This window comes from Bradyrhizobium sp. 31Argb (genome assembly GCF_043638955.1).
Taxonomy (GTDB): domain Bacteria; phylum Pseudomonadota; class Alphaproteobacteria; order Rhizobiales; family Xanthobacteraceae; genus Bradyrhizobium.
The window spans coordinates 15,596-39,883 of the sequence record NZ_JBEGDB010000038.1; the positions used below are offsets into that span (position 1 = coordinate 15,596).

General features: G+C 63.0%; 10 protein-coding genes and 1 pseudogene. 4 read left to right on the forward strand and 7 right to left on the reverse strand.

Annotated elements, in window-relative coordinates:
* The first annotated feature begins 689 nt into the window (after positions 1-689).
* Complete coding sequence (locus tag AAFX91_RS10375; RefSeq protein WP_394566390.1) at positions 690-3,251, forward strand: ATP-binding protein; 2,562 nt, start codon at positions 690-692, stop codon at positions 3,249-3,251.
* A 166-nt stretch (positions 3,252-3,417) separates the two neighbouring features.
* Here the strand turns inward: AAFX91_RS10375 and AAFX91_RS10380 are convergent, their stop codons facing one another.
* Complete coding sequence (locus AAFX91_RS10380; protein WP_394566400.1) at positions 3,418-3,903, reverse strand: GntR family transcriptional regulator; 486 nt, start codon at positions 3,901-3,903, stop codon at positions 3,418-3,420.
* A gap of 75 nt (positions 3,904-3,978) precedes the next feature.
* A pseudogene (locus AAFX91_RS10385) lies at positions 3,979-4,167 on the reverse strand (GntR family transcriptional regulator); the annotation flags it as partial.
* Between the two features lie 140 nt (positions 4,168-4,307).
* On the opposite strand from AAFX91_RS10385, the gene AAFX91_RS10390 reads away from it, so the two are divergent.
* The 3 genes from AAFX91_RS10390 (at position 4,308) to AAFX91_RS10400 (ending at position 8,645) form a co-directional block, all read left to right on the forward strand.
* On the forward strand, positions 4,308-5,675 hold the full coding sequence (locus tag AAFX91_RS10390; protein WP_394566391.1) for an adenylosuccinate lyase family protein: 1,368 nt from the start codon (positions 4,308-4,310) through the stop codon (positions 5,673-5,675).
* An 81-nt stretch (positions 5,676-5,756) separates the two neighbouring features.
* Positions 5,757-7,079 (forward strand): cation:dicarboxylate symporter family transporter, encoded by a 1,323-nt coding sequence (locus AAFX91_RS10395; protein ID WP_394566392.1) that lies wholly within the window; start codon positions 5,757-5,759, stop codon positions 7,077-7,079.
* Between the two features lie 123 nt (positions 7,080-7,202).
* A complete protein-coding gene (locus AAFX91_RS10400) occupies positions 7,203-8,645 on the forward strand; it encodes a class II fumarate hydratase (protein ID WP_394566393.1) in 1,443 nt (480 codons plus the stop codon).
* Between the two features lie 99 nt (positions 8,646-8,744).
* On the opposite strand, the gene AAFX91_RS10405 is transcribed toward AAFX91_RS10400, so the two are convergent.
* The 5 genes from AAFX91_RS10405 to AAFX91_RS10425 all read right to left on the reverse strand — a co-directional run bounded on the left by AAFX91_RS10405 (position 8,745) and on the right by AAFX91_RS10425 (position 24,186).
* On the reverse strand, positions 8,745-9,728 hold the full coding sequence (locus tag AAFX91_RS10405; RefSeq protein ID WP_394566394.1) for a FecR family protein: 984 nt from the start codon (positions 9,726-9,728) through the stop codon (positions 8,745-8,747).
* Between the two features lie 67 nt (positions 9,729-9,795).
* Positions 9,796-10,311, reverse strand: a complete 516-nt coding sequence (locus AAFX91_RS10410; RefSeq protein WP_394566395.1) for an RNA polymerase sigma factor — start codon at positions 10,309-10,311, stop codon at positions 9,796-9,798.
* Positions 10,311-11,012 carry a TonB family protein gene (locus AAFX91_RS10415; protein WP_394566396.1) on the reverse strand — a complete coding sequence of 234 codons (702 nt, stop codon included), beginning with the start codon at positions 11,010-11,012 and terminating at the stop codon, positions 10,311-10,313. The genes AAFX91_RS10410 and AAFX91_RS10415 overlap by 1 nt, the downstream gene beginning before the upstream one ends.
* 547 nt (positions 11,013-11,559) lie before the next feature.
* Positions 11,560-23,073 (reverse strand): filamentous haemagglutinin family protein, encoded by an 11,514-nt coding sequence (locus AAFX91_RS10420; RefSeq protein ID WP_394566397.1) that lies wholly within the window; start codon positions 23,071-23,073, stop codon positions 11,560-11,562.
* Positions 23,074-23,214: 141 nt separating this feature from the next.
* A complete protein-coding gene (locus AAFX91_RS10425) occupies positions 23,215-24,186 on the reverse strand; it encodes a FecR domain-containing protein (protein WP_130579742.1) in 972 nt (323 codons plus the stop codon).
* Positions 24,187-24,288: the final 102 nt, after the last annotated feature.

Below are 24,288 nucleotides of genomic sequence, written 5' to 3' on the forward strand. Positions count from 1 at the left end.
CCCCGTTCCTGCGATTGATCGAAAGCAGGCCAGGCGAATACACGAGCACGCAGGAGATTGCCGGTTACGCCAAACATTGACTCGATCGCAACAGGCTCGTTTCCACGAAAGACTGGCTTGCGCTTCTCTCGCTGAGCCGCCCGACCCTCTGCATAATCTTGACTGGCATAACATCGATCCGCCGCCCGCTGAGCACGTTCGAGAACTGCCGCTCCGTCGCGCCGAGCAAGTTCCTGGAATGCGATCCGCGCTGCGGCCAGACTAAGCGGTGCACCAGACAACAAATCTCCTACCGCCGCGATACGCAATCGACGCCATTAATGCCTGCCGTCCAGTTAGGCCGATATCATTCTATTTCGAGTATCCGGCTCATCCCAGCGGCGCTCCGTTGCAACTGTAACAGAGAACGCGGCGTTAGTTGTTGGCGCGACAAATATGTCGCCACGGTGACAAAACGCTAAACGCCGAAATCGCATCGTAACAAAGCCTATGTGCTGCCCTGCCCAATTGGAACAGCAGACAGGTAAGAGATGACACGAAGGCGATACGCACGACGTCCGCTGGTCGACCGGACCGATTACAGCGATCGCGAAGCCAGGGTGTGCTGTGGGCGTGACGCCCTGCGCCGCCCTCGCGCGCCAGAGCTCTACAGCCTGCCACGTCAGATTTCTCGTCTTGGAAACTAGGCGGTGGCTTTATTGTTGCGGCTGTTTGCCCTGGTGGCGTTTGCGCTTCTGCCTGGAATCGCAATCCAGTTGTACAATGAGTTTGACCTCCGTTTCTCGCACCAAATGGAAGTGCAAGAGCTGGCGCTTGGTCTTGCCAAGCTCGCCGCCGCCGAGCAGCAGCAGATCATCCAAGGAATTCGCCAGGCATTGATTGCGCTCTCGGAACTTCCGGCGGTAAAGGCGAAGGACGCCCGCGGATGCGAGGCTTACCTCTCCAGAATCAAGGAGCGCTATCCGGGGTTCATTAATTTTATCGTGGTCGACATGAACGGAGATTCTTTCTGCGACTCGACCAGCGACTATAAGCCATCGACCGCCGCCGGGCGCGCCTACTTCGCCAACGTCCTGAAAACCGGCAAGTTTACGGTCGGAGAGTTCGCGCACGGCCGAGCGACCGGCCGCAACGTCCTCCACTTTGCGCTGCCATTCTACGACGACGATGGCCACATGGGCGGCGTCGTAATAGCCGCCCTCAGCCTCGATTGGCTGGCTCATTATCTCGCGCAGAAGGGGCCGCCCCCCGGCGCCGCCCTCGCCATTAGAGACCGCAACGGCACGTATCTCGCACGCTATCCTGGTAACGACCAGTTCGTCGGCCGGAGGATACCCGGTGACCATTACTTGCACTCGGATCACTCGGGCACAACAACCGCGCGCGACATTGACGGCGTGGAGCGGATCGTAGGCTACACAGCGCTGCAAGCAGACGCCGGAGAGATTTTTGTCACCTTCGGCGTCGACAAGACGCTGGCCTTCAGTCAGATCCAACGTCGTACGCGGCTAGGCATCCTCCTGATTGTCCTGGGCACGTCGGTCGTATTGGCCTTGACCTGGTTTGGTGCCCGTCGGTTCATCCAGCATCCGCTGGGACAAATGGTTGATGCGGCCAACCAATGGCGACTTGGCGACTACGCGGGCCGAGTGCATATCCGGGACAAAGGATCAGAGATTACCCGGGTCGCCGACGCATTCAACACCATGGCCGATGCGCTCGCGAACCGCGAACATGAGCTGCACGATGCCAAGGAGAAAGCCGAGCAGGCAGCGGCTCGGATCACGACGATATTCGAGAGCACGACCGACTGCGTCCTTATCGTCGATACGGAATGGTACATCACTTATCTGAACGAGAGGGCAAAGGCGCAGCTCGCTGTAGGATATGACCTCATCGGTATGAATCTGTGTGAGATCTTTCCGGATTGGACCGACAAGAACCTCTCGGCCCGAGCACATACGGCGATGTCGGAACAGAACTCCGCGTCTGTCGAAACGTTCTTTCGAGATGTCTGGTACGCGGTCAATGCATTCCCGTCCGGCGAAGGCATCGTCATCCTGTTTCGAGACATCACCGAACAGAAGCACGCCGTCGAGGCACGGCGCTTGATGGAAGAACAACTCCATCAGAGCCAAAAGATGGAGGCTGTCGGCCAGCTCACGGGGGGCGTTGCCCACGACTTCAACAATTTGCTGATGGTGATTTCGGGCAATCTCGAACTTATCGAGGGCCGTACGGCAGACGACGAATGCGTCCGGAGACTCGCCGTAGCGGCGCGGAAAGCCGCCGACCGGGGTGCGAGCCTGACCGCGCAGCTTCTCGCCTTTTCCCGACGGCAGAAGCTGAACCCGAAGACCATTCACATAGACGCTCTCATTCGGGATTTTCAGGGACTAATCCTTCGCGCACTCGGAGACAGGTGCAAGATCAACCTTGTCGCAGACGATCAACTGTGGCCATGCCATCTTGACCCGGCACAACTGGAGACAGCGCTCCTCAACCTGGCCCTGAACGCGCGCGACGCCATGCCGGACGGCGGCAGACTGGAGATCGAGGCACGAAATATAACCCTCCACGAAGACGCCATTGCCGGTGTCGCGTCCGGATCGTACGTCAAGCTCTCCGTCACCGACACTGGCTGCGGCATGCCGCAAGACACGCTGGATCGGGCGTTCGAACCGTTTTTCACCACGAAGGAGGTCGGCAAAGGAACCGGGCTCGGCCGCAGCATGGTTTATGGGTTCGTCCGGCAATCCGGCGGCCATGTCGCCATCGAAAGCACAGTCGGAATGGGAACCACGGTCAGTCTCTATCTGCCCAGATCCGGCCAAGCGTCCGATGTGGGGAGGGATATTACCCAACTCCCGGACATAGCGGCAGGGTCAGGCAGGGTTCTCATGGTCGAAGATGATCACGATGTCAGGGACGTCACGTCAGCAATACTGAGAGAGCTCGGCTATGAAGTCCTCTGTGCCCAGGATGGCGCCGACGCCATCCGGATTCTGAGGGATAACAAGAGCCTCGATCTGCTATTCAGCGATATCATGATGCCGGGAGGCATCAGCGGTGTTGAACTGGCTCGCGAAGCGAAGCAGCTCTGCAACGGCATCAAGATTTTGCTCACTTCAGGCAATGCGGCAGACGCGTTGTCGCGCCATGGGGCAGAGGGCGAGTTTCCCGTTCTCGGCAAGCCCTTCCGGCGCGCGGAGCTGGCGCAATATCTGCAGGTGGTTATGGGCACTGCCTGAAATCATCTCCGGCTGGGAACGTTTCAACGCAATGCACGGGAGTGAACTCCTAGAACATTTTCGGTTCTGATTGAATCAGAACCGAAGCTCTAGATTCTTGTTTTGACGCGTTTTCTTCGCGCGAACCGGTGTCCACTTCGCTCGAAAACGCTCTAGCGGCGCCGCCTCACTCCCGCTCCGAATCCTTCCGCATCAACCTTGTCGTGTAGCTGTATCGATCGGCCGGGTGAATGCTGAGCGATACTTCAGCCATCTCGTTCGAGCTGAAAAGATATTGACGCCGGATCGCAAGCGCGTGCGCGCCCGGCGTGGCCTTCAGAGGCTCTGCCATGTCATGGGACACGCCGACCGCACGGATATCCTGACGAATTTCGCTGAATCGCCGGCCGGATATCTTTTCCACCAGCGTGCCGAAGATGTCGCGATGGCCATCCATCCTCGATCGAACCTCGCGTGCAAAAGCGTCGTCGATGTAGACATCTGTCCAGCAGATCGGGGTCTTCGTTGCATCGCCGGGGATCATGCGGAGGCTCGATATGCGCAGCCAGCGACGCCCGGGCCGGCATCCGAGATCCCGTGCCAGCGCATCATCGGCGACGACCTCGGCAACCCGCTGGACGTGACGTTCGGTTTCGACGCCGAACCGCTGCACGGCCTCTATGGATTCGAGCGCCTGGGTGAATCCGCCACCGCTGCGTTGCGGCGTCAGCGCTTCGACGCGCGTGCCAGCGTTCCTCTTGCGGCTGACGAGGCCTGACGCCTGAAGTTCGCGCATCGCGGCACGCACCGTCGAGCGACTCACGGCAAACTGTTCGGCCAGCTCGAACTCGTTGGGCAGAACCGAACCTATGGGATGTCGACCGCCGGCGATTGCCTCCGTGAGCAGGCGAGCAACGTAAGCGTACCGCGTTTCCACACCTGCCTCCGTTCTATCCGGTCAATGGAAGCCCAATGGGAGTGGGATTCGTCAAGAAAGGATGTTGACTCATCCTTTATGTCCGTACATATTAATATGTACGAACATAATATAACACAATGATCCAAGGGGGTCGACGGATGGGCAGCACAGTTTTCGATTCGGCTTTGTTTCGCGACATGTTCGGGACTGCCGAAATGCGAGCGGTCTTTGCCGACGATGCGCTTATCGCGCGCTATATCGAAGCCGAAGTCGCACTTGCCCGTGCCCAGGCCCGATTGGGCGTGGTGCCCAAAGCCGCCGCCGACGCCATCGAGGCGGCTGCGCACTCCATCAAGTTCGACGTCGAAAAGCTGCGCCACGAAACCGAGATCGTCGGCTACCCCATCCTTCCGCTTGTGCATCAGCTTTCGGAAGCTGCGGGTGAAGCTGGTCGTTACGTTCATTGGGGGGCGACGACCCAGGACATCATGGACACGGCCAACGTTCTGCAGATCCGGGCAGCGCTTCAAATCGTTGCGCGAGACCTGCGCGAGGTCCGTGACATCCTGGCGACGATGGCACGGAAATACCGCGACACGCCGATGGCCGGGCGAACCCATCTCCAGCAAGCGCTTCCAGTGACGTTCGGTTACAAGGCCGCGGTCTGGCTGTCCTCCATCGACCGGCATATCGAGCGTGTCGATCAGGCGCTGCCGCGCATCCTCCTTGGCGAATTCTCCGGGGCAGCCGGCACGCTCGCCTCTGTCGGCGCCGCCGGCCTCGAAATGCAGAAACTGTTCTGCGAAGAGCTGGGACTGCATCAGCCGTCGATCACATGGCACGTCGCCCGGGATGGCATCGCCGAGTCGGTGACTCTGCTGGGCCTTATCACCGGCACGTTGGGGAAGATCGCGACCGACGTGATGCTGATGTCGGCGTCGGAATTCGGCGAAGTCTCCGAGCCGTTCGTGCCTGGGCGCGGCGCCTCGTCGACGATGCCACAGAAGCGCAATCCCATCTCCAGCGAGCTGATGCTCGCGGCGGCGAAGGCCGTGCGGCAGCACGTCGCCGCGATGCTGGACGGCATGATCCACGATTTCGAGCGGGCGACCGGCCCCTGGCATCTCGAATGGGTGTCCCTGCCGGAAAGCTTCCTGCTGACGGCCTCGTCGCTGGCCAACGCCAGGTTCATGCTCGCCGGCCTCGTCGTCCATGAGCGGCGAATGCTGGACAATCTCGATCTCACCCAAGGCCTCATCGTTGCGGAGGCTGTGATGATGGCCTCCGCGCCAAAGCTCGGACGGCAAAAAGCGCACGACGTCGTCTATGACGCCTGCCGCAAGGCCATCGAAGGCGGCGGACAACTCGCCGACATTCTGGCGGACGTGCCGGAGATTGCCGAGGCCCTCGGTGGCAAGGATGCGATCCGGCGTCATTGCGATCCCGCGAACTATTTGGGCCTGTGCGGCCCGATGGTCGATCGCGTTTTGGAGATGTCAGGCGCGAATGCCGCTCGCGGCGGCTGACATCGCCGGCGCGCCGCAGCCGATCTCGCCAATGCGCCGCAGAGCGCCGCTTCAGCCCAACAGATGACCCAGGAGGACACCATGGCCGCCATGGCGACAACGCAGCGCGAGGACATCGCTCTCGAACAGACCGTCAAGCCAACGAAGAAAGCCCTGTGGAAGAACCTCGGTCTCCAGGTTTCCGTCAGCATGATTCTCGGAATCATCGTTGGTCTTGTGTGGCCCGAATTCGGCGCTTCTCTGAAGATTCTCGGTGATATCTTCCTGCGGCTGATCAAGACGGCGGTCGCGCCGCTGGTTTTTCTCACGGTCGTCGTCGGTGTCGTCGCGGCCGGAGACATCAAACGGGTAGGCAAGGTCGGGCTGATCGCCATGATCTACTTCGAGATCGTCTCGACGATTGCGCTGGCGCTTGGCCTGCTGTTCGGAAACCTCGTCGGGGTCGGCAAGAACCTCGATCATGTCACTGCGCCGGCGACAGCAGCCAAAGGCGCCGCAGCCGCGACGAAGGCCGCGGCAACCTCGCACACGACATTCGACCAGTTCCTGCTCAACGTCTTCCCGGACAATTTCGTCGGGGCCTTCGCGCGCGGCGAGTTGCTTCAGGTTCTCGTCATCGCCTTGATCTTCGGCTTCGGGCTGATGGCGCTCTCGCCGGAGAAGCGCGCACCCATCGAGAGCGGACTGAACACGATCTCGACCGCGTTCTTCGAGTTCATCCACATCATCATGGCCCTGGCGCCGATTGGAACGTTCGGCGCCGTCGCCTACGCCGTCGGCTCCAATGGAACAGCCGTGCTGGTTTCGCTCGCATACTTCGTGCTGACGTTCTACGCCTTGGTTATCCTGTTCATTGTGGTGGTCCTCGGCGCAGTCTGCGCCATGTTCAGCATCAATATCTTCCGGCTGCTGCGTTACATCCGCGACGAAATCATCATCATGCTGGGCACCGCCTCCTCGGAAAGCGTGTTGCCACGCCTGCTGGAGAAGCTGCCGGCGTATGGGGCCTCGAAGCAGACGGTCGGGCTCGTCCTGCCGACCGGATACGCCTTCAATCTCGACGGCACCTCCCTGTTCATGTCGATGGGCGTGATCTTTCTGGCCAATGCCTATGGCGTGCCGCTAAGCTGGGAGCAGGAAATCGGAATTCTCGCGATCATGCTTCTGACATCGAAGGGAGCGGCCACGGTCTCAGGTGGTTCCTTCGTCGTCTTCGCCGCGACCGTGACGGCATCCGGAATTCTGCCGGTCGACGGCCTCGCGCTGATCTTCGGCGTCTACCGCTTTCTCTCGATCGCGCTTGCGACGTGCAACGTCATCGGCAACACGGTGGCAACGGTGGTCGTCGCGAAGCTGGCCGGAGAGTTCGACGAGACCGCCTGCAAGCGCGTCGAAACTCCCTAGAGCGTGATGACTTTTCTTCGAATCGTCATCCCGCTCTAGCTTTTTGCTTGAGCATGATCTTTTTCGGAAAACCGGTCTCCACTTTTCCGGATCATGCTCTAGTTTCAACTTACTGCGGCGGAATTGATTGCCGGTTTCGATCTCCACGGGAGGACAGCCAACGTGGTCCAGTCACGCATCGAACATGACGCATTTGGCGCCATCGAAGTGCCAGCTGATCGCTATTGGGGCGCGCAGACGCAGCGCGCGCTCGGGGTATTTGAAGTCGGCGACGAGCGTTTTCCGGTGTGTCTGTTTCGCGCTTTCGCCCTGCAGAAGATCGCGGCGGCCCGTGCCAACGTTCGGCTTGGCGCGCTTGATCGGGCTATCGGCGGGCCGATCGAGCTGGCTGCCGTGGAATTGCGGGAGGGCCGCTTCGACGATCATTTTCCATTGACGATCTGGCAGACTGGTTCTGGCACGCAGACCAATATGAACGTCAACGAGGTCATTGCCAACCGCGCCAACGAAATGCTGGGTCAGCCACTCGGCGCGAAGGCACCGATCCATCCCAACGATCACGTCAATTGCTCGCAGTCGTCCAACGACAGCTTTCCGACGGTGATGCACATTGTCACCTCGCTGGAGATACGCGACCGCTTGCTGCCGGCTTTGAAAACGCTGCGCGACGAACTCGCGGCGAAGGCCGTATCCTTTTCCGACGTCGTGAAGATCGGACGCACGCATTTGATGGATGCGGTTCCCATGACGATGGGGCAAGCTTTTCAGGCCTTCTACACGCAGATCGATAATTGCATCGCTCGGATCGAAGACGCGTTGCCTCGCCTCCATGTCGTCGTGCAGGGCGGGACCGCGGTCGGATCCGGTCTCAACGCGGCGGCCGGCTTCGATCTGGCGTTCTGCGATGAACTGAGCGCATTGAGCGGCCTGGCCTTCACGTCCAATCCGAGCAAGTTTGAGGGGATGGGCGCACACGACACCCTGGTTGAAGTTTCCGGGACGCTCAACACGCTTGCGGTCTGTCTTCTCAAAGTCGCAAACGACATCCGGTTTCTGGGTTCAGGCCCGCGCTGCGGCCTGGGTGAGCTCGTCATCCCGCATGACGGGCTGACCTCGTCCATCATGCCGGGCAAGCGCAACCCGACCATCGCCGAAGTAGTGACGCAGGCCGCATTTCAGGTGATCGGCAATCACGCGACCGTCACGGCAGCGGGCGCGTCTGGTAACTTCGAGCTCAACGTCGCCAAACCCGTGCTGATCTACAACATCCTGCAGTCGATCCGGATTCTCGCGGACAGCAGCCGAACCTTTGCGGTGCGTCTCATTCATGAGCTGGACATCGACCGGCAGCAGCTTGATTTGAACGTGTCGAACGCCCTTCTGCTCGCGACCGCTCTGAATCCAATCCTCGGTTACGACAAGGTCGCGAAGATCACCGCCAAGGCGTTGAGCGAGTCCACGACACCGCGCGAATCTGCGCTGGCACTCGGTTTTGTTAGCGCCGAGGACTATGATCGTCACGTCGATCCGCATCTCATGGCGGGGATCAGAAACAGAGACCGATAGCAGCGATTCTAATTCCAATGCGAACGATGAGCGCGATTCTGTCCCGCAGGCGGGCGCATCCAGCTAACCATCGCGCCCGATTTTTTTGTGAAGTTTGTGCTACGTCAGAATCACGACGCCGCCGGGCAGCGTCCGCACTTTCGCGCCCAGGACGCTTCGAACATAGGAAACCACCTCTTCGATACGCGCCAGTTCGATCCGAACCGTGACACGGCGGTGACCAAGATCGGTGTTCAGGAGAACGATCCTTCCGCGCCAATAGCGGTTGACCTCATCGAGCACTTGGGCCAGCGGCTCATCGCGGAAGATCAACAATCCTCGTTTCCAGGCCATAATCATTGCCGGATCAACGACGGCAACGGGGCTGACGAGCTGGGGGGAGTAGGCGAGTTGTTCGCCCGCTCGAAGCGTTGCGGTACGGCCACCACATTCGACCTGCACGGAGCCGCTGAGACAAGTGACATGCACCGCGCCGGCATCATTGCGCAGATTAGCTTGCGCTCTTGCCGCAAACACGCGCCCGTCGGCGGCGATTGTGGTCAGGGACTTCGATGCGTTTTGTGCAGCGACGATCGCCGCCTCGCCCGCAAGCAGCTCGATGCGCTCCTCCCCATCATCTGAAGGACGACGAACGATGCTGGTGCGTGTGTTCATTTCGATGGAGAGACCATCGGCCAACGCAACTGCGCGATTTTCACCCGCGCCGGTGCGATAATCGGCCATCAGATCAGGCAAAGACGGCCATAAGCCCAGCGGCGGCTGCAGAACGAACCCGGCGGCGACCGTGGCTGCTGCGGCCGCCGCGCCTCCAATCAGGAAAGCCCGACGGCCGACGGGCCTGCCCCCTGCGCGAACCTGACCAGCGATCATCACGTGATCTGCCGCGGTCTTGGCTTCCCGCGCGGCAGTTCCCAGCGACTCCCAGATTCCCAGCGCCCGACGATAGGCATCCGCATGCGCCGCGCTCCGCGTCCGCCACGCCTCCAGGTCCCGCAGATCGGCGACGGTTGCATGCCCGGAGGTCGCATGCATGAGCCGCTCCAGCGCTTCGCCTTGCAGGATTTCAGATTGCGCTCGCATCATGGCTCAAAATCATGGGTTGAATGTTCTCTTCCTCATATATCGTTTCATCTCCCTTCACAGCTCACCGTCAGGGCGATTCACTTTTCCCAAGCCGTTCGACGCAATGGCTGACCGCCCGGCGTAGCTCCTTCTGCACCATTGTGCGAGAGATGTTGAATCGCTCGGCGATGACTTCATGGCTCAAACCATCAACGCGGGCTGCGATCAGGATAGCACGACGACGGGGCGGCAACTCGGCCAAAGCTCTTTTCAAAGCCTCGACCTCGGAGCGCGCTTCGAGCTCCCGCGAGAGGTCCAACGCTTCATCCTGGGGCCGGATCGACGCCAGAACTTCGGCCTGCGAGGCACGTCGCCGCTCTTCGCGTCGCTTGTCCGTCGCAACGTTCAATGCGATCCTGAAAATATAGGATTCGGGCTGCTGGATTACCCCAATCGCGTCGCTGCGATGCAGACGCAAATATGTGTCGTGCAGCGCGTCGTCGGCAAGCTCCTTCGACCCAAGAGAGCGCGCCAGCCGGATTCTGATCTCGTCATAGCGAACGAAGAACGTTCGTCGCAGTGAAGCCCAAACCGTGTCCGACATCATCGCACCCGTTCTGCGTCGACGCGGTCGGGCATACATCCGGCAAGATCTTGAGGCGGGCTCGGTTCGATCGCGAGCGTGACAGGCTGCGGGATATCCACAAGCGGCGGTTGAAAGACGACGGTGCGGATTGCCTGCGCGATCGCACCGTCACGCTGCTGGTCTCCCGACGATCGGATCACCCGGAGCTCCGTGATCCGCCCCGAGGCGTCGATCCAATACTCCATCGCCAGCCGGTAAGTGCCCGGCCTCGTCGTGGCGCTCCGGCACAGCGCGCTCATGATGCCGGCCTGCATGAAGCCATAGTAAGAGACCGCAGCGCGCTTCGCCTGATGCAGATCAGCGTTTGTTGTATTGGACGGCGCAATCGTGATCGTGTCGGCCGCAATGATGTGAGCGGTCAGGTTTGAGCCTTCCAGCAGGAGACGAAGGGCGGTTTCACGAGCAAAGACACCGTTGACCGCCTTCGATTGACGGCCAGCGGTGAGAGCGGTTTCATAGAAGATCTGAAAGCCGCTTATGGCGCCGAAGGCGTCTAAAGCCTTGTCGATCGCTTGGGCAGGGATGTTGAATTCAATGCGGCGTTCTTGGGCAGCCGTCGTTTGCGCACAGAGCGAGAGGACGAACACCAGCGTACCGCACAACAAAAAGCGCCGGGACTGCGCGGATACTGGCACAATCCCAGTCAACACGATCCCCATTCACAGAAGATCGACATTAGGCAAGCTGTGTTACACTCAGATGTCAGGATGCCGCGGCGGACACATCGTGAACGATGAACAGCCGGTCCATGTTTGGCTCGACGCGTCAAAGCGATCGATTGCATGAAATACATTTCGCCCACATTGCCAACACTTTCGATCGGGCGTCATCGAGAATATCGAGGCCGTCCTTGTCGCAAATCAAATCCGGGCATATTGATGATGGAGACCGCCCAGGACAGCCGGCAGACGATATTCCCGGCCGCTCGGCGCTACGAGGGACCAGGGCATCCTTGTTCAATGACAAGTGAGTGCGCCTGCCGCGTTTCCACCGCTGGCTGCCGATTCCCGCAGGCCGCATGCTCATTGTTGGTGACGCAAGCAGCTCAGGCGGGAAACGCGTCAAAACAAGAATCTAGAGCTTCGGTTCTGATTCAATCAGAACCGAATATGCTCTAGACGGGTCGGTGAGCGTCGAGACGGCTATGCTACCGCCTTTCCCCACGCTACCCGAAGCTGCGATACCTTATCTCCGCGGATTTGCCGATCAACGAGCGGAGTTCCGTCTCTCCTCGTCGGTGAGGGCCTGCGCCTGTTCGGGCGTCAGAGTGCCGTTGCCGACCACTTGAAACACGCTGTTGGTGTCGTAGCTCTGCCTGTTTTTGCGGCCTGGCTGCTCTTCGTTTTCAGGACTGCCGTCGCCGCCGCCGAAGCCGAGGAATTCGACCATGATGATCGAAGGCTGCTCGCCGCCGCGCGCTGCTGCTGGCAAGGTCGCCGTTTGCGCGGCGGAGCCGGCCACGTTGGAGGCTTCGGTCAGGCCGGCGATGTTCGGCGCCTGCACGGTCGGAAGCCCCGTCGCCGCCCCTGATACCGTGATGTTGGCGGCATTGACGATGCTGAGCGCTGCGATGTTGAAGTCGCCGACCACCCGAATGCCCGCGTCGCCGGCATTGATCTCGCCACGGAAGGCGAGGAGATCCATGCGGCTTTTCTTGCGCACTGGTTTGTCCTGTTGCGTGGCGCCCGATGTGCCGGCCGGAGGATTCCACGGCGGCTGCGGCGCCACCGCATCGCCGCTACCCTGCAGCGCATCCAGCACGCCGATGCCCGCGCCGGTCGAAAGGCCGAATGCGTCGACAGAGACGCGCGCGTCGTTGTCCATCGCGAACTTCAGCGGAATGTTGAAGACCGATGTCTTGGCTCCGGCGCCCGCGCTGATATTGCCGTTCGAGGTCCACATCGTCAGATCGCCGCCCTGCAGGGTGAAGACGCGGGAGACGTAAAGATCGATGCTGCCGTCAGCCATGATGCGGACGTCGCCGCCGCGCCGCGTGACCACGCCGCCCGATCCGAGATTCTTGGCGATCTCGCTGTCATAGCCCACGGCGACCTTGCCGTAGGGCGCCATGATGCTGATATCGCCGCCAGACTGGGTCTGCACCACGCCGCCACGCAGCGTTATATCACCCCCGACCCCAGCACTCATGGTGTCCGGCGATACCGGAAACAGGCGTTGGATCGCGGCATAACCGCGGGTGTACTGCTTGAAGCGAAGGCTGTCCGCGTTGTTGTAGTCGATGCCGGTCTCCTTGAGCTCGGTGAACAGCACCTTCTGCAGGAAGGCCTGCTGGGTGAGCCTGGGCAACGATGCGAACAGCACACGCTGCTCATCCGCCGGACGGTCGTCGTAACCGAGGCCCTTGAGGAACTCGGCCAGTTCCTTCTCGTAGGTCCGCACTACCTTGCCCGCATTGGTCGGATAAGACAGCGGGAACGCTGGATCGGACGCGTTGCGTGGATCGAGATAGAGATCGACGAATCCGGCATAGTCCGCGCCGCCGGCGGTGCCGGCGATGATATTGATGTTGCCGCCCTTGTCGGGAAGCGCCAGGTTCGGATTGTCGGTGCTCGCGCGGGTTTCGTTGAAGCCCGAGACCAGCACGTTGCCGGTGCTCATGATGCCGCCGCGCATTCCGATATTGTCGTGAGCGTTGAAGGTGACGTCGTGGCCGGCTTCGACCCACAACGAGCCCTGCCCGAGGAACGCGATCTGGGGACGGATGATGTCCCGCCCGGCGATCACGCTCGACACCTGTGACGGGTTGTTGTTTTGCGCGATGATCGCGCCGTAGAGAATGTCCTTGCCGGCGTAGACATCGACCGGCTTCGGCGCGGTCACGCCCCACCCCAGAATCGTGCCGATTGTGCCGTTCAGCGCATAGAGCCGGACGGGATCGGCATCGCCGGCGTGGAGAAGATCGAAGCCGCGCTCCCAATTGGTGTTGGCCCCGATCGGCTGCGCCAGCGCAGTGCCTAGGCCGAGATTCAGCCAGACATTGTTGTCGGTGCCGAACGGCGCCAGCGGACCGCGACGATAGGCAAGCCCGGTATCGTCGAGCCGGATCATCTGCCCCTGACCGAGCAGAACATCGTCATTGGCAAGAAGCTCGAGCGTTCCAGACTTCCCCGGCGCAAGCAGCATCGGCACGTAGATGCCGAACGTCCGCGCCTTGGCAGCGATCGAGACATCGGACTGCAGCGAAGCCAGCCGCAAGGTCGGCGGCAGGAGGTTCAACCGCTCCAGCAACAGCGGCCTCGGATCCGGTGTGCTGACGGTCTTCACCTGCACCTCGTAGGCGCCGCCGAGGCTGAGATCCGGAGCCCGCCATGGGTTGCCGTAGTAAACGACGTCCCCACCGACGGACACCGCATCGACGGCCGCGCGTTCGGAGAAGCTCATAAACGCGGAACCGACGTTGCCGCTGCGATTGCCGGCCACCTGTCCGATGAGCATGGGATCGTAAATCCCTTCGATGGCAACCCCGCCGACCGCGCTGAGGCTGGCGGTGGCGTCCATCAGGCCCACCAGCATGCTGACTGTGGTCGTGGTGTAGGGCGGCGATGCGGTCCAGTTGCCGGTCCGCAGCGGCGCCAGCGCGCCGCTCGCCATGATACGTCCGCCGGCGCTCAGTTCCGCATGACCACGCCCGAGCATGTACACGCCGCCGAGAAGATCGCGCCCGGTGCGGACGTCGAGATTGCCGCCGCCGCGGATGTAAAGGTCCTGCGCGGTGGCAACCGGACCGGCCTGGCCTTGCGGTGTCGTCGGCGTGGTCAGATGTCCCGTCGTCGGGATTGCGACCGAGAGGTCCCTACTGTCGCGGCCTGCGCGCACGCGCACGTCACCGCCGCCGAGTGCGCCAACGCCGGATTCGAAATTGCCGAACACGATCGACCAGCTCGTCTGGTCCTTGACGGTCGATGCAGCGGGATCGCCGGTCCAGTTGGTCTCGCCGTAGTGATAGAGCCAGGCGGACGTGCTCTGCCTGACGATGGGTGCCGTGATGTCCCGTCCCGCGTTGAGGATGATGTTGCCGCCCGCGGTCGGATAGTCCCCCTGCTTGGCGCCGACGACAAACCCTGCTTTGGTCGGCGTCTTCACGCCCGCGGTATAGATCACCGAGGTGTTGCTGGTGAGGACGAGATCGCGTCCCGCATCCATCCGGATCTCGCCGGTGCCGCTGCGGATGATCTCGCCCGCGCCGACAACGATATCGCGACCGCTGTCGAAGTTGAAGTTGAACGAAGTCCCGGTCACTCCCGCATCGGGCGCGGCCGACTTGAGGGCTGCGCCCTTTGCGGCACTGTCGAAGCTGTCACTGATCGTGGCATTGACCAGGATGTCCTGTCCGGCCTCGAAGCCCATCCAGCTCGGACGGTTCAGGCTGGCCCCTCCGAGATCGATATCGGCAGCGATCGTCAGATCGCCGCTGGTGTTGCGGAACAGCGCTCCGCCCATCGAGGCGAAGCCCGTGACCGCGTTTGCCGGCATGGCTTGCAGGTCAGCCAACGCCTGCGTCACCAACGCCGCATCGACAGCAGCCACGTCATAGGTGTGGACGCCGACCAGAACCTTCTCGCGCGCGCCCACATAGGTTGAGGTGTTGCCGGCCGCGACGCGGAAGACGTTGCGCGGATCGTCTCCGGCGACCGGCACGTAGTTCGCGCGCATCAGGATGCGGCCGCCGCCCTCACGGCCACCGGACACGTCGATCACGGCGCGCGCGTCGACATCAATCCCTTTCGTGTCGGTGAGGCCGCTACGCGTTCCGGTCGAGACCAGTTCGACATAGCCGCTGGCCGGCGCATAGCCGTCCGCCGCCGTCGGCCCGGCCTGGGCCTCGATGCGGGCGCCGGCATGGAGCCGAACGCCCTTTTCGCCGATCAGACGCACGTCGCCGCCGTCGGCGATCACCTCGTCGCCTGCCGCGGCGATCGTGCCCTGGATGTCGATCCAGCCGCTATCGGAGCGCAGCATCACGCGATGCGCCGAAAGACGCTCGCCGGCCAGAAGCGCAATATCCTGCGCGCGCAAACGCACGGTGATGTCGCGATCGAAGTTGCCGGCGTTGAGCCTGCCGTTCAGGTCAGAGAAAGTGCTGCCAAGTTGATCAGCATCGAGCGTGAAGGAGCCGCCGGCGTAGCCACTTGCCACGTTGCTGCGGAGAACGGCGTCAATCTGCGCGCGCGCAGCGGTCAGATCGATCCAGCCCGCATCGCCGCCGCGCGCTGATCCCGACACGTCGATGACCGAGCCGGGCGCGAGCAAGAGATCGCCAGCCGCCACAAGCGTCACGCCGCCGCCTGGGGCGAAGCGCACGACGTCGCGGAAATCCACGGCGCGGCCGGAGACGTCGAGCATCGCCGAGGACCCAACAACCAATCCTCCGCTGGTCGCGCGGATGTCGATCACGCCGGCCGGCAGGATCGCCTGGGTGTCGAACACGACGCTCGTGCCCTGCAGCATCAGGCGGCCGCCAATCGGGAGATCAGCAGCGGCGCCGGCAAACGCGCCCTTGTTCAGTTGCAGGCTGCCCGTGGTCACGAGCGCATAGTCGGACTGAGCCTCCGCCGTGACCCGCCCAACCGCAAGCGACACGCCACCCGTGCCCGCGGCACCGGCGGTAATCACGTTGAACGTGCCGCTTCCAGACGCACGGATCTCGCCGGCTCTGCCCTGCAGTGCCTGGAAGCCGCCGAGTACGACATTACCAGGTCCAAGCAGCAGGCGATCAACGTCGAGGTTCAGCGCGGCCGCCGTATCCGGCCCGGCATAGGTCCCCGAAGCGCCGCTGTTGCGCAGCGCCAGCGTCTGCGCGGTGATGCTGGGCCGACGCGCCGGCGCGCCGACGCCCTGCAGCAATGCGGTATCCAGCGTCAGCGCCTTGAGCGTTGCGGTCCCGGCTGCGCCGTGTTGCCCGAGCTGGAAGTCGCCGTAGAAATTGATCGAATGGTGTCCGCGGATCAGCAGGTCGGAAGCCGCAGCAAAACGCTCCAGCATGCCTTCGGTGAAGGTTGTCCCCGCGGTGCCGGCCGGCACGTCGCCCAGATTGACGATGTCGGAGGCGAGATCGAGCTGCGCGGCCTGAAAGACCGCACGAGGGGACAGGTTGATGGCGTTGCCACCGTCGAATGAGATCGAGCCCGCAGCCCGCAGCACCGCGTCGTCGCCAACGGTGAGCACGCCTGCGGTGCCGTTGCTTCCCGTGCGCACGAGGCCGACGCGCTCTCCTGTGGACAGCCGCAGCAAGGCGCCGTTGCCGCTCAATAGCAGCGGATTGCTGTCCACGGACGCCACCCCCTGTGCCGTGAGCGACGTGCCGTTACGGACCTCGACTGTTCCCGACGCCGCGAGGATGAGCTCAGGCGCGGAGAACTCGGCGTTCTCGTAGACGGTGACCTCGCTCGCGCCGACGGTAACGGTGGTTCCGGTTGCACCATAGGCGCGCGTCCCGCCGATCAGCACGCTGCCGGCGCCGAAGCTTTCCAATTGATGCGCGTCGAGGCGCAGCACGCCCATCGGCGTCGCGGTTGCCCCGCTGACAAGCGCGATCTTCGCCGCCGAAACGTCGAGATTGCCAAGCAGCCCGCCGGCGCTGGCGCCCAACCGCCCCGTGCCTGCGAGGTTCAGGCTGTTGCCGGCGGCGAGCATGATCACGCCTGCGTCCTGCGGCGTGCGCACCGTCGGGAGCTCGGCCGCCTGTGCGAGTTCATGGGCGGAGGTATTGAACGACAGGGTGTTGAACTGGCTGTACTGCGTCCACGTTGCCGCATCCATCACCTTGAAGCGGGAAAAGCCGACGTCGCGGATGCTGCTGCCGGCGACCGCACGATAGCCGCTCGCCAGCACCGAGCCGTCGGCCAACTTCACGGTAGGATACGCTGCGGCGGAACTGCTGCCGAACGGCTCGACCAGCATGCCGCCGGCAAGCAGCGCGTAGTGTGCGGGAAGCAGCGTATAGTAACCCGCCGCGAGGCCCGGGACGCCCTGAAGATAGACGGTGTCGCCCACCTTCAGCCGGCTGTCCTGCAGCGGCGCCGTGCCGCCGACGGCTGCGGGCGCATTGTCACTCGTGGGCGCAGGCGCAGCGCCAAGGCTCGGCAGGATCGCGTAGCGCTCGACGGAGGTGTCGGCGAGGACGTTCACCGATCCACCGTTGCCGCCGACAAACGACCAGCCGAGGAGATCGCCGCCGCCGCTGACGTCGACCACCGCGCCCTGCTGGACGTCGACATCGGCGCCGGCGAGTTTCACCGACTTGGTCGGCACATAGCCCGCTTTGTGGTACCCGCCGAACAGACCATCGGAAGTCAGATAGCCGAAGGGAACAACGAGCCCTTCGAGCGACGCGGAGGTCAGGCTGCCCGGCCGCAATGTCAACGTCTGGCCGGCTTCGAGCCGAATCTGTCCCTGCGGCGCGCGGATCACGCCGCCCTGGTCGATGATCGGCGCGCGCAAGGTCAGTCGCTGGCCATAGGAGAATGGCACCGGCGCCGCGCGGCCGTTCGAGCGCACCGTGATCGAACGGCCTGCATCGACGAGGAAGCCCGGATTGGTATCCGCGAGCTCGCGCGGATCGTCCGCCAGATACGGCCCGGCCCGACCGAGCGCGGCGTAGACCTGGGCCGCATCGAACAGGAGCGAGCCCGCGGTCGTCAGCGTGCCGGTCACGCCGGAATTGCCGGCAAGCCTGACATCGCCCGTTGCAACGAAGGATGTTTGGCCGAAGCCGCCGAGCTTGGTGCCGCCGCTGATATCGATCAGATCGGCATGGATCGTCAGCCGCCCGTCCGTGCCGGACGGAGCGGACATGCCACCCTGGTAATCCGAGCTGTAGCCCTGCAGACGCACGTAGGACGATGTCAGGTTCACCGAACCGGCAACGGCCGAAACGCCAGCGCCGGTGCTGAGATTATAGCTGGCAAGCGTGATCGAACGGCGCGTCGCGAGGGTGACGTCGCCATCGAAGATGATGCCGCGGTTGTTGGTGAACTCGGCCGGCAGTAGGGAAAGATCATCCGCGCCGGAACGGTTGACCGCGTCCGCGGCCACGAGCAGCGACGAATAGCCGGAAGCCAGCGAGTTCTGCGTGACCGCAAATCCAGCCGGCGCAGACTGCGCAACGACAATGGCGAAGAGCTGAGGATAGGTGAATCCGGTGGCGACTGTCAGCGTGCCGCCATATCCGCTGGCGCCGCCGGGCGACAGCCGGAGATCACCAGCGATCACGCCGCTATTGGCATAGATGGTGATCGCCCCCGCCGCGCCATCGACTTCGACCGGAGTGTACGGGCTGCCGGACTTCGAGAGCGTCGATGCGCCGCCACGGTCCAGATCCGCAACGCCATGAACGCCGGATACGTCGATCACCGCATGCGGATCGATCAGCACCGCGCCCTGGGTCGCACGATTGTCGCCGTTCACCGGCAGGACGCCGATCTGAACCAGGCCGCCCGCCTCGACCGAACGGCGTTCGCCATAGGTTGTCGGGACGGATTCCTGGTAGCCGCCTGCGAGCAAGCGGGCATTCGCGCCCAGGCGCACATTCGCATTCAGATAGGTTGATTGCGTGCCATTGGGGACAAGATGAATTGTTCCTCCGGGTGTCGAGATCGTACCATCGACAAACACATCGACGAGCGAGTCGAGCCGGACTGTGGATTTGGCATCCATCAGGATCTCGGCGCCGGTCTCCAACACCAGCCGGCCCGGATGCCGGGCCACCGTGAAGAACTCGGAGGTCTGATATGCCCCGGTGACGCGCACGGGCCGTGCTGTTCCGTCCGGCGAGAACGGCGCGGTGCCGAGCGTGAGCTCCATTTGGTCGCGCAGACCAGCAGGACGTTCGGACGAGTTGAGCAGCGCGACGCCGTTCTGCTGGTTGAGCAGGTTGTAGAGCCTGGCGCCGTTCGGCGCCTGGATTGCAGCGGCGTTCAGCATCAGCATATCGACTGTCGGCGCAATGACGGTACCGCTCGTCACCGTCATGCCCCGCGCGCCGCTCAGCGCATAGCTTGCAAAGCCCCCCTTGGTGAAGAAATCGGCGGCAAGGACCCTTGGTGCAACGACCTGGCTCGCGGAGGAGAGAACGGAGCCAGTGGGAATGATCGTCCCTGCTTTCAGGGTGAGCGGTGCGTCGGCCACGGAGCCAGCCGGCTTGGTCAAGGTCACGGCGGTGATCGCACTGCCGTTCGGGAATAGATTGATCGGAAGCGCGAAGCCTTTTGCCAGTGTGGGCGTGCCGTAGACCCTCGTCCCGGCTGGAATGGTTTCTCCTGCGCCGTAATAGGTGGAGAGCGGAAACTTGCGGTATCTCATCCCCGGAGGAACGACGAAGCCGCCAGATCCGATGGTGGTGGTGGGACCTGACAGGGTTACGTCGACAGGCGCCTTTTCGCCTGCAGCCAGCCTGTTCAACACGTACTGGAAATCGACCGGCAGCACATCACCCGTCTTCAGGGTGAAGTCCGCCGCCAGCATCATGTTCCGCGGCGCGGCCGTTCCGGCAGGCAGGACCCCATCCGCGAACAACACCGTGTGATCACTGATGACCACGTCGTCAGGCGTATCGATGGTGAGCGAGCCACCTCTGCCTGGCGCATAGGCAACAATATCGCCGTTCATCTCGAGCCGCCCGTTCGCGAGGCCTGCGGCGCTGCTCGTGCTGATGTATGGGGTGACCGTATCGATCAGGATCGACCCGCCATTGCCCGCCTCGACCTTCCCGTTGCTCGACAAGTGCGCGCCGCCACTTGCGTCGATGAGCGAACCCTTGTCCAGTATGATGCTGCGACTGATCAATTCGACCTTGCCGCCATTGACGACTGGCGACACGTTGCTCGCACCCGAACGATCGCTGGTCCAGCGCCCGGCAACGTCGATGACGCCGGATTCGCCCAGATGAATGATCGGACGTTCGATTTCCGGAATCTGATCCCAGGCGATCGACGTCGATCCTGCCGGCGACGTCGAACGCAGAGCTTCGACGTGCACCTTTCCGCCCGGCGCGCTGATCGCGCCGTCGATCTCGGCCTGCCGGCCGACGAACGTGAAGGAGCCGAAAGCGCCGACGTCAACGGTCTTGCCTTCGCCGACCGTCAGAACGCCGTTCTTGCCGCCGCCGGATATCAGCGTGACGTTGCCGAAAGTCGAGCCGTCGAACCATGCTTCTGGCAGCACATGCTGATAGGCCTGTACGGAGCCGTACAGCGATGCGAGATCGTGCGTGTAGTCCAGAAGAGCGGTGTCGGCACCAAAGTCCTTGCCGAGCCGCGGGCCATCGCTGCCGATGATGATGCTGCCGCCGATCGGATTGGCGTCGAACTGAGAGGTGATGATCCTGTAGTTCGAGCCCATATTCAGCGTCCCGAGGCTCGGCCGTTCGTGCCAGATGCGCGTCACATCGGTGACGCCGGCTCCGGTCGAGGCATCGCGCTGGCGCTCGCCGACGACGACATCGGCGCGGACCTCGCCATCGAAGATACGAATGGCATCGGTGGAAACGTTGTCGCCTCCGCCCAAGCTGGCCGTGACGACGTTGTTCAGCAACAGAGATCCTGCCGAGCGGCCTTCGGTGTATCCTTTTTCGAATCTGGCCCCGGTCCTGCCGAAAGGCGACACGTATCGCTCGACGATGCCCCAGCGTTCATGGTTGCGAATGAAATCGCCCTCCACGCCGAGGTACACCACGCCGGCTTGCGCCTGCTCGATCGGCACCAACTGGCCGCCTGCCGTCATCAGGCGCGTGCTGCGCACGTAGCCATCGAGGTAGCGGACGCTGCCGCCCGACAGGTCGATAACGGATCCTTCGCGGGCAATTACCTCCATGCCGGCCATCGAGATCTTGCCGCCGACCGTCATGAACTGGGCGACATCGCGCGGGATCAGATCGTAGTAGCCGGACAGATCGGCAACGCCCGTTCCGTCCGTCAGCTTGGCACCGTAGCGGGCGTCGAAATAGACGGTCGTGCCGCGCAGGCTGCCATCACGCAGCACCGGGTTGTCGCGCAGTTCGTTGGCGCGCAGCTCGGCGCGAATGGTGTTCTGCTCCATTGCGATCTCGACGTCGCGCAATCCTGAGACATCGAGGATTGCGCCAGAGTCGATGTAGATCCGGCTGTCGTTGGGCGCTGATGAATTTCGCCCGTCTTTCTTCACGCCAACAAGACGCATGTCGCCGGCGGGAACAAACAACACCGCGTCTTTCCGGAACACAATGCTGTTGCCGTAGACGTCGACCGTCGACGGCTTGTAGGGATTGCCGACCACCTTCTCGCCGCTGAAATCCGGGAGAATGGCCGCGTAGCTGCCCTCGCCAAATTCCGCGGCACCTCCCTCACCGGTCATGTTCGGGAACATACCCTCAGTCAGGCTGCCGGGATTGTTCGGATTTCCCGTCAGATCCCGGGTATGGTTCGTGCCCCTGACCATGCCTGACTGGGCCTGGATCAGGATCGATCCCGCGGCTTCCGCTGCCGTCGTCGAGATCAGCGCGCCGTCCTGGCTGACGTTCTTGCCGGTGAGCGTGATGTTGCCGCGCTCGGTGATGATCAGGCCCGAGTTTTCGGTGAAGCCGCCACGATCCACTCCCGCAAGGAAGCCGCGGATCGGCGGACCACCGATATCTGCGCCCCACCCGTCCTTGAGCGCATCCCGCTTGGTGCCGTCGAGCAGCAATACGCCGCGCCCGGCCGCCATCAGCACCTGACCGTCGGGCGCATCGATCCTACCGCGGTTGACCACGTTGTGGCCCATCAGCACCGCCTGACCGAAACTGCCGACGGCGATCTGCGCGCCCGCCTCCACCGTCACGCCGTCATAGGCCGCGAACGCCTCGCCGGGCTTCGTGCGGTCGGCGGCCGCATTCATATTCGTGCCGTCGAAGAAGGTCAGCGGCACGCTTGCGTTGGACGGCGGATTAGCGGCCAAGATACCGTCCATGAAGCGCTGATTGCGTGCCGCAAGCTTCTGCTGCTCGGTCGCGCCCGCCTGATATTCGATCGCGCCACCATGAATATCGAGCGACGACGCGATCAGGCTACCGACATTCACCTGACTCCTGCCGTCGAAGATGATGCCGTTGCGGTTGATCACGTAGACGGCGCCGTCGGCCTTGATGGTGCCGAGAATGCGGCTCGGCGCCGCTGACGGATCGAGCACCCGGTTCAGGACCGACCAGTCGGCGCGACCCTGCTGATTGAACCGCAGATCCGTGCGCTCGCTGACGTTGAAGCTGTCCCAGGTCAGGATCGCTTTCTGCTGGGTCTGATCGACCCTCACTTGGGTGCGATCCCCGCTCACGGTCTCGGTCGGCAGGTCCGCTCCGCGCCAGAGATCCGGATTGATGCCGCCGCCGGGCATCCGCACCCCCGCCCCGATCTGCAGGCCACCCGGCTGCAGGCCGTCCGGGATACCACTTGGCCTTGCTGCGAGCGCCGCCGCCCTCGCCGCGTTCTGCGCCGCTTGCCTTGCCCGAATCGCGAGCGTCGCGCGGTTGATCGACTCCTGCGCTTGCCGTGCGGCCTGTATCGCGCCTTGCGCCGCCGCTGCGGCAGCGCCGGACGAGCCTTGTGCATAGCTCCCCAGGGGACGCGCCAGAGATTCCGACCCTGCTGCGGACAACGCCGCCATGCTGACCGTCGCGAGAAGCAGCCCCCGCCGCAACGCGCGCCCGGACGACATATGGATGGAGCGGACGGACGACGGACGAATGGACATGCAGGCACCTCTGACAACAGCAGCCCGCGGCGGCAGGAGCGCAGCCACGGGCCTCGGTGCTGAGACGTTTCCCGAGGCGCGACCCCACAGAAGAATGTTATGAAGTTTTGATGACAGTTCCGCCGGGGTCCGTTACCGGCGTCAGCTCAGGAGCACGACGCCACCGGGCAGCGTCTTGCGGGTAACGCCGAACGCCTGCTCGATCTGCGTCAACACGTCGTCGGGCCGGTCGATGCGGAAGCGGCCGTTCACGGGACGGCTGCCGAGCTGCGCATTCAGGAGAACGATGCGTCCCGAGCGATAGCGGTTCAACTCGGCCACCACGTCCGACAGCGGAGTCATGCGGAACAGCAACACGCCGTTGGTCCACGCCGAGACAACTTCCGGATCGATGTCCGCGACCGCGCCCAACACGCCGTTGCCGTAGGAAACCTGCTGCTTGTCGCGCAGCGTCACCGTGCGCTGTCCATAGCTGACGTCGACCTGCTGACGCAGGCAGGTCACACAGGTCGATGTGTCGAGAACGCGGATTTCGAAATTGGCATTGAGCGTGCTCGCGCGGCCGCCGCCTGCCTCCACGACGAACGGTCGTGTTACCGGCGCAGGAACGCTGATCGACGCCTCCCCGGCGACCAGTTCGATGCCGGCTCCACCGTCCCTCGTGCCGAGGGCAATGCTGGTGCGCGTGTTCATCCGGATCGATACGCCGTCCATCACCGTGATCCGGCGCTGCTCGCCAACCTGGGTGCGATAGTCTGCGCGCAGTTCTAACCAGGAGGGCCACATCCCGAACGGCGGCCGTACGACCATGGCACCGGCGACGGAAGCCGCGAGCGCACCGCCGATCATATGGCGCCGCGTCAGCACGGATGGACGACGGGTGGCATTGCCGGCGCTTTGCCCTTTGCGCAGATGCTCACCGGCCGGCCCCATTGCGCCCCACAGCCGGCTCGCGGACGCAAAGGCTTCCGCGTGGGCGACGCTCCGGCTTCGCCAGTGCTTCAGCGCCTCCACGTCCGCGGACGTCGCCTCGCCGGAGGTCAGACGCCTGATCCAGGCATAGGCCTCACGTTCCAGCGGATCCAGCGCATCGTCATTATCCGGACGAACCATCTATAACTCCACCCGGGGCCCATGCCGGCCCGTGGCGAACCATCTCCATGGCTACTGACGTTCATCCCTAAGACGTTTTTCGACCGGAAAAGCCGCACAACA

Excerpts from the sequence above, each read along its gene's own strand:
- AAFX91_RS10410 (WP_394566395.1), bottom strand. The coding sequence starts at position 10,311 with ATGTCGGACACGGTTTGGGCTTCACTGCGACGAACGTTCTTCGTTCGC.
- AAFX91_RS10390 (WP_394566391.1), top strand. The coding sequence starts at position 4,308 with ATGGGCAGCACAGTTTTCGATTCGGCTTTGTTTCGCGACATGTTCGGG.
- AAFX91_RS10415 (WP_394566396.1), bottom strand. The coding sequence starts at position 11,012 with ATGGGGATCGTGTTGACTGGGATTGTGCCAGTATCCGCGCAGTCCCGG.
- AAFX91_RS10425 (WP_130579742.1), bottom strand. The coding sequence starts at position 24,186 with ATGGTTCGTCCGGATAATGACGATGCGCTGGATCCGCTGGAACGTGAG.
- AAFX91_RS10405 (WP_394566394.1), bottom strand. The coding sequence starts at position 9,728 with ATGATGCGAGCGCAATCTGAAATCCTGCAAGGCGAAGCGCTGGAGCGG.
- AAFX91_RS10395 (WP_394566392.1), top strand. The coding sequence starts at position 5,757 with ATGGCCGCCATGGCGACAACGCAGCGCGAGGACATCGCTCTCGAACAG.
- AAFX91_RS10420 (WP_394566397.1), bottom strand. The coding sequence starts at position 23,073 with ATGTCCATTCGTCCGTCGTCCGTCCGCTCCATCCATATGTCGTCCGGG.